Source organism: Chloroflexota bacterium, from assembly GCA_026713825.1.
GTDB lineage: Bacteria > Chloroflexota > Dehalococcoidia > Lucifugimonadales > UBA1127 > UBA1127.
The window spans coordinates 52,642-64,488 of sequence record JAPONS010000067.1 but is presented as its reverse complement, the minus strand read 5'-3'; the positions used below and the strand labels follow the sequence as shown (position 1 = coordinate 64,488).

Annotated in this window: 13 protein-coding genes; 2 read left to right on the top strand and 11 right to left on the bottom strand. The window is 62.2% G+C overall.

The genetic code is table 11. From position 1 onward, the window contains the following. The 11 genes from OXC99_08275 to OXC99_08225 all read right to left on the bottom strand — a co-directional run. A partial coding sequence (locus OXC99_08275; protein ID MCY4624979.1) for a class I tRNA ligase family protein occupies nt 1-696 on the bottom strand: 696 nt, incomplete at its 3' end. Continuing rightward, on the bottom strand, nt 693-1,169 hold the full coding sequence (gene ispF / locus OXC99_08270) for a 2-C-methyl-D-erythritol 2,4-cyclodiphosphate synthase (GenBank protein ID MCY4624978.1): 477 nt from the start codon (nt 1,167-1,169) through the stop codon (nt 693-695). The genes OXC99_08275 and ispF, both read right to left, overlap by 4 nt. Next, the gene (gene ispD / locus OXC99_08265; protein MCY4624977.1) at nt 1,160-1,861 is read right to left on the bottom strand and encodes a 2-C-methyl-D-erythritol 4-phosphate cytidylyltransferase; all 702 of its coding nucleotides are present in this window, start codon (nt 1,859-1,861) and stop codon (nt 1,160-1,162) included. Before ispD ends, ispF begins: the two co-directional genes overlap by 10 nt. A 107-nt stretch (nt 1,862-1,968) precedes the next feature. Beyond that, complete coding sequence (locus OXC99_08260) at nt 1,969-2,577, bottom strand: nucleotidyltransferase family protein (GenBank protein MCY4624976.1); 609 nt, start codon at nt 2,575-2,577, stop codon at nt 1,969-1,971. Continuing rightward, nucleotides 2,577-3,710 (bottom strand): XdhC family protein, encoded by a 1,134-nt coding sequence (locus OXC99_08255; protein ID MCY4624975.1) that lies wholly within the window; start codon nt 3,708-3,710, stop codon nt 2,577-2,579. The genes OXC99_08260 and OXC99_08255 overlap by 1 nt, the downstream gene beginning before the upstream one ends. 136 nt (nt 3,711-3,846) lie before the next feature. Further along, nucleotides 3,847-4,818: an ATP-binding cassette domain-containing protein gene (locus tag OXC99_08250; protein MCY4624974.1), complete on the bottom strand. Its 972-nt coding sequence runs from the start codon at nt 4,816-4,818 to the stop codon at nt 3,847-3,849. 20 nt (nt 4,819-4,838) lie between these two features. Continuing rightward, the gene (locus OXC99_08245; protein MCY4624973.1) at nt 4,839-5,894 is read right to left on the bottom strand and encodes an ABC transporter ATP-binding protein; all 1,056 of its coding nucleotides are present in this window, start codon (nt 5,892-5,894) and stop codon (nt 4,839-4,841) included. 4 nt (nt 5,895-5,898) lie between these two features. After that, on the bottom strand, nt 5,899-6,771 hold the full coding sequence (locus OXC99_08240; GenBank protein ID MCY4624972.1) for an ABC transporter permease: 873 nt from the start codon (nt 6,769-6,771) through the stop codon (nt 5,899-5,901). Between the two features lie 106 nt (nt 6,772-6,877). Further along, the gene (locus OXC99_08235) at nt 6,878-7,798 is read right to left on the bottom strand and encodes an ABC transporter permease (GenBank protein ID MCY4624971.1); all 921 of its coding nucleotides are present in this window, start codon (nt 7,796-7,798) and stop codon (nt 6,878-6,880) included. Between the two features lie 625 nt (nt 7,799-8,423). Beyond that, nucleotides 8,424-9,155, bottom strand: coding sequence for a ribonuclease III (gene rnc, locus OXC99_08230; GenBank protein ID MCY4624970.1), 732 nt, complete (start codon nt 9,153-9,155; stop codon nt 8,424-8,426). Between the two features lie 9 nt (nt 9,156-9,164). Beyond that, nucleotides 9,165-9,803: a DsbA family protein gene (locus OXC99_08225; protein MCY4624969.1), complete on the bottom strand. Its 639-nt coding sequence runs from the start codon at nt 9,801-9,803 to the stop codon at nt 9,165-9,167. 158 nt (nt 9,804-9,961) lie between these two features. Between OXC99_08225 and OXC99_08220 the strand changes: the two genes are divergently transcribed. Together OXC99_08220 and OXC99_08215 are read left to right on the top strand one after the other, a co-directional pair. Next, entirely contained in the window at nt 9,962-11,029 is a 1,068-nt protein-coding gene (locus tag OXC99_08220) for an ABC transporter ATP-binding protein (protein ID MCY4624968.1), read from the top strand. Beyond that, nucleotides 11,029-11,763 (top strand): hypothetical protein, encoded by a 735-nt coding sequence (locus tag OXC99_08215; GenBank protein MCY4624967.1) that lies wholly within the window; start codon nt 11,029-11,031, stop codon nt 11,761-11,763. The genes OXC99_08220 and OXC99_08215 overlap by 1 nt, the downstream gene beginning before the upstream one ends. Nucleotides 11,764-11,847: the final 84 nt, after the last annotated feature.

Here is an 11,847-nt window from a genome sequence, read left to right as displayed (position 1 = left end):
GTCGTGCGGGAGCACGGGGCCCTGCCCGCCGCCGGGGATGTCCAGGTGCGGGCCCAGGTAGTGCACGGCCATCGCGCTGCACTCGATGTGCCAGCCGGGCCGGCCCTCGCCCCACGGGCTCCCCCACGATGGCTCTCCAACCTTGGACTTCTTCCACAGTGTGAAGTCCATGGCATGGTCCTTCTGGACGTTGGGCTCAATGCGTGCTCCCGCCATCATGCCTTCCAGCGTCCGGTGGCTGAGCTTGCCGTAGCTGGGAAAGCTTGTGACGCGGTAATACACGTCACCCTCGGACTCGTACGCAAACCCCTTCTCGATGAGCCCCTCGATCATCTCGATGATCTGCGGGACCTCATCGGTCACCCGCGGGTACAGGTGGGCGGGCTGGATGTTGAGGGTGGCCATGTCCATGAGGTATTCCTCAACCAGCTCCTCCACAAGCATCACTGGCGACGTCCCCTTCCCGGCTGCGGCGTCAATGATCTTGTCGTCAATGTCCGTGAAGTTCTGGACGTGCTTGACCTCGTACCCGGAGTACTCCAGGTAGCGGCGCAGCGTGTCGAAGTACACGGAACACATGGCATGCCCCACGTGCGAAGAGGAATAAGGCGTAACGCCACAGACGTACATCTTCACGGTGTCGTCATGGGGCACAAACTCGCGCTTTTCACCGGTCAGGGAGTCGTAGAGCTTCATGGGGTTTCCTCTAGGAGGGCTACGGCGTGGACGGCGATGCCCTCGCCGCCGCCGATGGCTCCAAGGCCGTCATTGGTCTTGGCCTTGACGTTTATCTGGTCCGGTTGGGCCGACAGGCACTCCGCGATGCACTGCTGCATGGGCGCCAGGTGGGGCTTCATCACCGGCTTCTCGGCTATGATTGTAGCATCCAGGTTCACAAGCCTCCACCCGTTCCCGCCGACGAGCGCGATCACGCGCCGAAGAAGCTCCCGGCTATCGGCGTCCTTGTACGCCGGATCGCTTGAGGGAAACTGCCCGCCGATGTCGCCGAGGCCCGCGGCGCCCAGCAGCGCGTCGATGACGGCATGCAGCAGCGCGTCGCCGTCACTGTGCCCCAGCAGGCCCTTGTCATGCGGGATGGTCACGCCGCCGAGCACCAGGGGACGGCCCTCGACCAGTCGGTGGACGTCGTAGCCGTTCCCTATGCGGATGGCAGCACCTCCACCGTCGCCCGCGACGCCAGAACGGCCTCGGCGATGACCAGGTCCTGCGGTGTCGTGACCTTCAGGTTGCCATAGTCGCCCTGGAAGACATTCACGGTATGCCCAAGCCGCTCCAGCATCGTGGCCTCGTCTGTCACGTCATCCTGCACCTGGGCGAAGGCCGCCTCCAACAGGTCGCGGCGGAACACCTGCGGCGTCTGCACCGCCCACAGCCGGGAGCGGTCAAGCGTTTCGACGACGCGCTCGCCGTCCTCCACAACCTTCACCGTGTCCGTAACCGGCACCGCCGCGACAGCCGCGCCCGTCGCCTCCACGGCCTCCAGCCCCCGGTACACCATCAAGCGGTCGACGCACGGCCGCGCGACGTCGTGAATGACCACCCACTGCACGTCCTTCAGCCGTTCCAACCCCCGCTGCACCGAGTCCTGCCGCCGCTCGCCGCCGGTGCAGATGCTCCACCCGACGGACCACCCGCGTCGCATCAGCACGTACTGCCCCTGCTCCAGATTACGTTCCGATACGACGATGACGCCAGCCGCCACCTCGGGCACCGACGCCATGACCCCAAGGCAATGGTCGAGGATTGGCCGGCCGCGCAGAGTGGCAAACACCTTGTCAATGCCTTCCATGCGGCGGCTTTCCCCCGCCCCCACGAGTATGACGCCTATTCGGCCAGTCACTCACACACTCCGTATTGACCAAGAGTCCGACGCTGTTCGAGTTAAGAAGACTCGCGCAGGTCGGCCTCAGCATAGCATAGGGGGGCGGGGCAAAAAAACAGCGCGCTCTACGGCCGCGGCCCGTACTGCGCCAGCGCGGTGCGGTAGTCGTCAAGCGTATTCAGGTCCAGGCGCACCATAGGGTCGCCGAGCTCGACACGCTGTAGCCTGTGCATGTGCCGGCTGACGACCTCGCGTATGCCCTGGCGCTCCTCTGTGACGGCAAGCAGCTCCGGCGCCAGCGAGGAGTGGAAGACGATGGGATGCCCGCCACGGCCCTCGTACGTCGGGTGTGTAATAAGGGCGTCTCCGGCTAGGTGTGCGTCGATGACCCGGCGCATGATGTCTGAACTGCGAGGCTGGTCCACTGCCAGCAGCAGAATGCCCTCGGCGTCCTCCGCCACCTGCGAGACGCCCAGCCGCACCGAGGTGGTCTTCCCTTCTGGTGCGAGGTGGTTGACCACAGCCCGAACACCGTTTATGCCTGCGAGGTGGGCCTCTGCGTCCAATGTAGTCGGCCCCAGCACAACCACGATGGGGCCTGCGCCTGCTTCCGCCAACGCCTTGACCTGGTACCGTACAAGAGGCAAGTCGCCCCAAGGCAGCAGGGGCTTGGGTTGGCCCATACGGGAGGACTCGCCGGCGGCGAGGAGGACCGCGGTGACGCCCGGCGCCATCAGTTCCTGCCGGGGACCGCCGTGCCCTTGTCACGGGCTATGCCGAAGAGGCGGCTGTCCATCTGCAGCGGCGCGCCGCTGGCGCCATGCCGTAGCGCAACGATTTCGGACATAATACTGAGCGCAATCTCCTCCGGCGTACGCCCGCCGAGGTCGAGTCCCACCGGCGCCCGCACGGCGCGGATGCGCTCTTCTGGAATGCCCTTGCGGAAGAGTTCCTCGAAGATGAGCAGGTTCTTGCGCTTGCTGCCGAGGATGCCTACGTAGCCGGCCTTCGACCGCACCGCTGCCTCCGCTGCCATGTCGTCGTATCGGTGGCCCCGCGTCGCGACGACGACGGCAGTGTTCGGAGTGATGGGGAGATTGTCCAGGCCGGTGTCATAGCCCGCAACAACGGTGCCGACAGCGTCGGGAAATCGATCGGGGTTGGCGAATTCCGGGCGGTCGTCCACCACGTAATACTGGTAGCCAAGCGGAGCCGCAAGCGTTGTCAGGGCCTTGGAGATGTGCCCGCCGCCCATCACTACCAGCGTTGGCGGTGTCGTGAACGCCTCAATGAAGATATCGAATCCCTCTTCCGTGGTGTAGTGCTCGCACTTGCCGTAGGCCAGCAGTTGCTCAATGCGGTCAATGGCCTGCGCATTAAGGATCTCGTCGCCGAGCGTGCCCTTTGTATCGCCGGTCGCTTCCAGGTACAGCTTTGTGCCGATGGTGTGAGGCGAACCCTCCGGTGCGCCAACCAGCGTCGCGATGCCGATGGCCGTGTCGCCGTCGTAGGCCCGCTCGACCTGCTGCAGTTGCGGCAGCACGCCGACGGGCTCCCGGATGGGGTCCAGCAGAAAGTGCATGGTGCCGCCGCATATGAGACCGTCACGAGCTGCGATCTCCTCTGTGAGCTCGTAGTCCCGCACCTCGGCGGGCCCACCGCCGCGCAGAAGCATCTTCGCCGCGAACCAGATGTCGCCCTCCACGCAACCACCGCCCAGCGTGCCGACACCGCTGCCATCGGCACGGACCAGGAGCTTGGCTCCCGGCTTTTGGGGCGTGGAGCCTTCCGTCTGGATAACTGTGACCATCACGCAGGGCTCGCCTGCCTCAAGGGCCCTGACGGTCTCGTGAAACACATGCTGCATGTGTGTGCGACCTCCGCGCTGCTTGCCCCATTCTACTGCACCGGCCACCGCATTGCAGCCCCGGCATCTGTCATTGGGAAAAGCAAAGGCGCCCCAGCCGAAAGCGGGGCGCCTTTGACGATTGCCGTAGCTGTTTCTAGTACAGGTGACAGCTGACAAAATGTCCGGGGGCCATTTCCTTCCGCTCCGGAATCGCCTGCGAGCAGATATCCATCGCGTAGGGGCACCGGACGTGGAACCGGCAGCCGGACGGCGGGTTGATGGGACTCGGGACCTCGCCGCGGAGGACGATCTCCTCACGCTGGGAGTCCGGGTTCGCAGTCAGTGCCGCCGAGAAGAGGGCCTTGGTATACGGGTGGAGTGTGTTGTCGTACAGCTCGTTTGTCTCTGCCTGCTCCACGATCTCCCCGAGGTACATTACCGCAACCTCGTGCGCCAGGTAGCGCACGGTGGCCAGGTTGTGGGCCACGAGCAGGTAGCCGACGTTGAAGGTCTCCTGCAGGTCCTTCAGCAGGTTCATGATCTGCGCCTGAATTGACACATCAAGCGCGGAGACCGGCTCGTCCAGGCATATCAGCTTGGGGTTGCCAACCAGCGCCGACGCGACAGCTAGGCGCTGCCTCTGGCCGCCGCTGAACTCGTGGGGGTAGAGGGTCGCCTGCTGTGCCCGGAGTCCAACTGATTCAAGCAGGTAGTCGACGCGGTCGTAGGCTTCCTGCTTGGCTACCTTCTGGTTGACCACAAGCGCTTCCGAGATGATGTCTCGCACGCGCATTCGAGGGCTCAACGAGCTCCAGGGGTCCTGGAAAACCGCCGACACGTCGGTGTGATACTGTTTCAGCTCATCACCCTCCAGGTTATGAACGTCGGAGTTCTCAAGGGTGACCTGGCCGGTGGTAGGCCGTTCCAAACGAAGGATGAGCTTGGCCGTGGTCGTCTTGCCGCAGCCGGATTCTCCCACCAGCGCCAGTGTCTCCCCGCGACGGATGGTGAAGTTGATGTGGTCAACAGCCTGCACCCACCCAATGATCTTCTGGAGCACCAAGCCCTTGGTGACAGGGAAGTATTTAGTGAGGTCTGTAGCTTGGAGCAGGATGTCCTGTTCCATGATTCCTCCAAAAGATCAGGTTATACGGCGGCTTCCGCCACTTGACGCCAGTCACTCTGCCCCTCCAACAGCCAGCAGTCGGCAGAGTGGCCCTGCTCGTTGGCGAAGGACGGCGGGTATGCCTCGACGCACTTGTCCGTCGCGAACTCACATCGGTTGGCGAAACGGCAACCCACTGGGAGGTCGAAGAGGGCGGGGGGCTGCCCCTCGATGGAGTAGAGCTTGTCAACGTGCTTTTCCTCCATGGAGGGCACCGAGGCCATCAGGGCCTTGGTGTACGGGTGCGACGGGTTCTTGAAGAGCGTGCGGATGTCACCCTGCTCCACCACGCGACCGGCGTACATGACCAGCGCACGGTCACACATCTTCGCCACAACGCCCATGTCGTGCGTGATGAAGATGATGGAGACACCGGACTCGGCCTGCACCTGCTTCAGCAGCCGCAGGTATTGCGCTTGAATCGTCACGTCGAGCGCAGTCGTTGGCTCGTCGCAAATAAGAACGCGCGGTGTGCCGGCGATTGCCATGGCGCCTACCACGCGCTGTTTCATGCCGCCGCTCATTTGGTGGGGAAAGTCCAGTACTCGCCGTTCCGGCGCGGCCACGCCCATCCGCCGTAGAATGTCGACGGCTCGCTCCCGCAGCCCCCGCTGCTGCTCCTCCTGGTAGTACATGCCCAGTGCTTCCACCATCTGGTTGCCGATGGTGAACACGGGGTTCAGGGAGGTCATCGGGTCCTGCAGGATCATGGAGATCTTCTGGCCGCGAACGAACCGCATCTCCGACTCCGGCCGCTCCAGGATATTCTCCCCATCCAAGTGGATCTCGCCGCTCACAATCCTGGCGGCCGGCTTGGGTGCGAGTCGCAGCAGAGTCAGCGCCGTCATGCTCTTGCCGCATCCGGACTCGCCCACAATGCCAAGCGTCTCGCCCGCCCGCACCTGAAAGCTCAGGCCGTCAACGGCCTTGGTGATGCCCCACCGCGTGTAGAGGTAGGTTCGCAGGTCCCTAACGTCCAGGACCACTTCACCGATGTTCTTTTCGGGCTCTCGGTAGTTTTCCGACTCTGTGGTCATCGCATTACACCTGCCGCAGTTTCGGATCAAGTTTGTCGCGGAGCCAGTCGCCCATCATGTTCATGGACAACACCACGAACATGATCGCCAGTCCGGGCATAACGGCGATCCACCAAGCGCTCGCGATGTGGTCCCGGCCGTCCGCCACCATGACGCCCCAAGCCGGGTTCGGCCGCGGGATTCCGGCGCCAAGGAAGCTGAGCGTGGCCTCCAGCAGAATCACGGTTCCCACCTGCAGCGTCGCAAGCACGATCAGCGTGTTGACCACGTTCGGGAAGACGTGCTTGACGATGATCCGCAAGTTGGAGCAACCGGCCACCCGGGCGCGGGCTACGAAGTCCAGCGCCTTGATGGACAGGACCTCAGCCCGAATCTGCCGCGTGTACCGCGACCATAGGAGCACTGATATCACTCCGATGGCCGTGTAGAAACTTGGTCCGAAGACCGCCACGATTACTAGGGCCATCAAAATCAGAGGCAAGGCGAGGAATGTATCGACCACACGCATGATCAGGTGGTCAACCCACCGGCCGAAGTAGCCGGAAACAAGGCCCAACGTCGTGCCGATGGTGCCTCCAATTGCCAATGCGGAGAGCGAGACCATCAGGGAGATGCGGGAGCCGTGCATGATGCGGCTCAGGATGTCCCGGCCCTGCTTGTCAGTTCCCAGAATGTTGGACCAGCTGCCCGGCTTCTCCCCGGTTTGGTCCCACACCGGAGGCGTGAGCCGCTTGCTGAGCTGCTGCTTCAGCGGGTCGTGGGGAGCGGTAAAGTCTGCCGTCAGCGCAGGGAAGATCAGCACCAGGAAGAGGATGGTCAACCAGACTACAGGGTACTCCTTGAAAATCAGGTTGGTAAGATGCCTCAGCCTTGCCACACTGTACCAGGGCAGCCTCTGCGGCAATTGTAGAACGTTTCCCTCAGTCGCCATTTCCAGTTCTCCCTATTCCTTCGACTTCTTGTGTTGATGCGAGCCTGTACGCTTAGTTGAACCTGATACGTGGGTCAATGTACGCGTAAAGGATGTCGATGAGCAGGTTCATGCCGATGAACAGCACTGAGATGAACATCGTCACGGCTTGAATGACCTGGTAGTCGCGGGCGTTCACCGCCTGCAGCGCCAGCAAGCCGACGCCCGGCCACGCGAACACCGTCTCGATAGTCACTGAGCCCGTCATCTGGCCCACGACGATTGCGCCGAATACGGTCAGCGGTGGGATGGCGGCGTTCTTCAGGCCGTGCTTCCAAACTACCTTCCACTCCGGCAGGCCCTTGATGCGCGCGAGCTTGATGTACTCGCTGTCCAGCACGTTCAGCATGGAGGAGCGGGTCAGGCGCATGAATGACGCCACCGAGAACCACCCCAGCGCGACGGCCGGCAGCACCATGTTGGAAAAGCCGCCCCTGCCGGATGTCGGGAACCACCCCAGCTGGACCGCGAAGATCCAGATGAGCACGATGGCCAGCCAGAATGAGGGAAGCGACTGCCCCAGAAGGGCAATGAGCTTCCCGATTGTATCTAGCATGGTTCCCTTCTTCACGGCTGACATAACTCCAATGGGCACGGCTAACAGCACCGACACACCGATTGATATGGATGCTAGTTGAAGCGTTGCCGGCAGGTGAAGAATCACAAGCTCCATCGCCGTGCGGCCCTGCCACTTGAAGGAAGGGCCGAACTCACCGCGGGAGGCGTTCTTGACGAAGGTGAAGTATTGGACGTACCACGGGTCGTTGAGGCCCCAGAGCTCGCTGATGCGGATGAACGTCTCGTCGTCGGCCTCGTCCGGCAGGAGCACGTCGAGCGGGTTGCCGGAGAGCCTTGCGAGGGAGAAGACGATGATGCTCACGCCAATGAGCGTAAACACCGATTGGATCAACCTGATGATGATGTATCGCTGCATGTCCTCCTCGTTTCTCCTTCGTATCGCTGCATCGGAGCAGCTTTGAGAGTGCGCAGATTGTACTTTGTCATGTCAACACTGCGCTACCGGTACAGGGATTCCCGAGAGATATAGACGTTGTGTGGAAAGCACACCTTGCCCTTCCCCCTGGGCACAAGATGCATTTTGCAAATAAGTATCATACCAATACTGGGCTGTCAAGCAATTCTAACCTATGTCCTTCCTCGGCTCAAACGGGCGACGGGCTTCCCCCACTATGGCCAATGTCGGGCTCGGCCCTGTTCCGCCGCCCAAAGCCCGAAGTGCAACGCCCCGCGAAGCCCCATTGGCCGGCCAAGCACACTCGTCTCATACCAGCGTTTGCGGCGAAGTATGTATGCCGGGCTCCCTCCGGTGACCAGGAAGAAGCGGAGCGCTCCCAGCATCGCCAACTTCAGCGAGAGCAAGGCGATGCCCCAACCGACCACGGCCGCTGCAGGCCGAAGGAATATCCACCGCATCGCGCCCTCCCGGTCGCTAGAGTATGGTCCTTGCAAGCGCGATTGTCACCGCGACCAAAGCCGCGAGAGCTATCCACGGCCATATCGGACGCGCGTTGCCCTGACTATCGCCGCGCTGAGGCCTCCTACGGCGCTGTCTCCGGTTCATTCGCGCCCCCGGCCAAGGCCCTCTCAATGTGCGCCAGTGCGGCTCTTGCGGCCTGGCGCTCCGCCTCCACCTTACGCCGTCCGCTGCCCTGCGCGAGCGCCTCGTCGGCTACGACAACCTCAACGGTGAAGGTGCGGTCGTGCCCCGGCCCCGATTCCGAGAGCGCCCGGTAACGCGGAACGCCAAGTCCTTTGGCTTGCGCCATCTCTTGTAGCAGGGACTTGGGGTCCTGCGCTACTTGATTGGCGCCAACTGCTCCGATGTAGGGCTGCAAGACACGCAGCACAAAGACCTCCGCCGCCTCGTGGCCCTGGTCAAGGTAGACGGCCCCCACAAGTGCCTCCAGTGCGCACGCAAGATTGTTGGGCTTGGCCCTGCCGCCCGTCTGCTCTTCACCTTGGCCCAGCAGCAGGTGCTCGCCGAGACCCAGCTCAACTGCCGCCGCGCTCAAAGTCTCGCCGCGTACGAGGGAGGCCCGCGCCTCCGTGAGGTCCCCCTCGGTCATCTCGGGGTGGTCAAGGTACAGCTTGCGGGCAACTACCATGTCCAAAAAGGCGTCCCCCAAGTACTCCAGCCTCTCATTGGATGCGGGAGTGTCTTGGGGGTGCTCGTTGACGTAGGAGCTGTGGGTCAGGCTCAGGCGCAGCAGACCCGCGTCGTGGAATCCGACGCCTAGGGCCTGCTCGACCTGCGCCAGGTCCAGGTTCATTCGACGACACTAACTCCCGGCGGTGAAGGCGCCCTTGGGCCACGGCGGCTGGGGACGCTTCACTTCGCCGATGTAGATGTGGTCCTCCATCATTTCTGCCAGCAACTCCAATGCGCGGGAGGCGCGGGCCTCTGGCGGTTTGAGCAGCTTGACGAAGGCCGCGGCGCCGTTGGGGAACACGAACGTGGGGGTGCCGAAGACGCCAAAGCTCTCGACGGCCTCTATGTGGTCGGCGGCCACTTTGTCCTTGGTCGCCGGGTCCTCCATGTCGGCGCGAAACTGCTCGAGGTCCAACCCCACACGACCCGCAATCTCCATCAGCGCCTCGCGGTCGCCGACGTTGACGCGCTCCTCGTGCCGGGCTCGGAGTAGGGCCATATGGAACTTCTTGAACACTTCAGATCCCTGTGCCTTGGCGGCCTCGCCAGCCCGGAGCGCCCACATGCCCCGGAACTCATAATCGTCAGGTTGCTCCCAGACCTTCCAGTCCGCGCCCTCCTTGCTGTTGATCTGCTCCAGCAGGAAGCCGCGCCAGTTCAGTTCCAGTTCGTCACCCGCCGTCTCTTGTGCCGACTCCAGCCACACGGCTGCGTTGTAGACAAAGGGTCAGGTGTAGTCATAAAACACGTCGCAAGAAAGCTTCGCCATGCCGCACCTCCCGATCAAGTGGGCTCATTGTAGAGGGACGCCGCCCCAGCGTCAAAGCAGTTGCTGCACGCCAACACGGGATTACCCGCGTAGCTGTCCTATTGCCCGGCCTTCCAGACTTGTGCGAATATAGCGAGTAGCTTTCGCAAGGAGCAAACATGGACGTTGTTGAGACGGTGGACCTGACGAAGATTTACGAGACACGGCAGATTGCCCTCAATAGCGTCAACCTCTCCATTCCACAGGGATGCATCTTTGGTCTCATTGGCCCCAACGGCGCCGGCAAGAGTACGGCGCTCCGCCTCATCATGGGCCTCCAGCGCCCGACTGCGGGGACAATACGTGTCTTCCAGGAGCCGATGAACCTCTCATCGGGCCACCTCCGCCGCCGAATTGGCTTTCACTCTCAGAACGGCAACTTTCCCATCGACATGACGCCTATCACATACCTGGACCTCGTGGGCAAACTCTTCGGCATCACCACCAGTATCCGAAAACCCAGGCTTTCAGCGCTGTTGCACGCTATGGACCTCCTGCAAGCCTCGTCCCAGCGCGTTGAGCACCTGTCCAGTGGGCAGCGCACCCGGCTAGGCATTGCCGCCGCCCTCATGAATGACCCCGACCTCCTCCTCCTGGACGAGCCGACCATCGGCCTTGACCCGGAGGGCCGCCACTACACCTTGGACCTTTTTGAGGAGCTCCGCCGCAAGGGCAAGACCATCATCCTGTCCACCCACATCCTGCCCGACGCCGATGAGACCTGTGACTACGTGGGCATCCTGAATCATGGGAAGCTGGTGTTCACCGGCTCCGTCCTCGATATGAAGCAGCTCGCCCTTGCTAATACTATCGACGTGCTCGTGGAGGGTGAAGTCGAGCTCGGCCTCCAGGCCGCGTCGGTGGAAGTGCGCGGCATCCAGTTCGAGCGGCTTGGAGCAAACACGGTGCGTATTGCGTTTAACAACAGGGAAGGCGAGTTTATCTCGGTCCTTAGCCAGGTGCTGGATGCTCTTGCCCGCCACGGGGTGGTCCTCAAGTCAATCCAGCCTGCCGGTGACCTGGAGGACGCCTTCCTGAAGACGTTGCAGGAAGATCGGCGGAAGGGCTTCGCCAGGGCGCTGGACACTGAGGACATCATGGCCCAGTTGGGGATCTACCCACCGTCCAGGAACCCTCGGGAGGGTCTGCCCTCGCTCCGCTCTGCTTCATCTGATGAGGTGAATTGATGCGTAGAGGCCTTGGCACCAACGCGTTCCTGTGTCTGCTCGAATACGACCTTATGATCCTGGCGAAGTCTTGGATCGTCAGGTTCTGGTTTTCTCTCACAGTGCTTGGCGGCATCGTGGCCGTCATTGTGTCCCGCAACTTCATCGACGACTCCTCTTTCCTTATGGGCTGGGCTCTCGTCCTGTACGTGGCGTTGGGCAGCCTTGTGATCATGGCCAATAGCGTCAGCGCCATATCGCAGGAGTTCCGTTTCTTGGGCGAGTCCATTATCAGCCGCGGCATCGCCCCGACGCCCTACCTCTTGGCGAAGCTGGTTTCCCGGTCCTTTGGCAATGCCGTCATGTTCCTCGTCGTCGTAGCGCCGACGGCTTTCCTGATGCGTGCAATGTCCCTGAACAATGACATGACCGTGGAGGGCATTCTTGTCGGCATCGCCTACTGGGTGCTCTTGATCACCGTTCTCTCCTTCCTCGGCATAACCGTGAGTGTGCTGGTCAACAACACCATGCTTGGCCTGGTGGTGCTTGGCGTTATCTGGTACATGGCCCTTGGCATCCTTGACATCGCTTACGCCGAGGATTTTTCGCCCGAGGGGGTGTTGGGCAACCTGCCATTGGTGTTGCAGGGCAAGTCGCTTTCTGCCGAAGTCACAGTGCTGATCATCATCGGCATCATCCCCGTTCTTGTTCTGCCTATCCTGGCCGTCCGGTTGATGAACAGTCGCGACTTGTAGTCCACCGGACCACGCTGACGAATGTTGAGGAGGCGGGCGCAAGCCCGCCTCCTTGTTCGAGTTTAACGCCACGCCTCCATATGT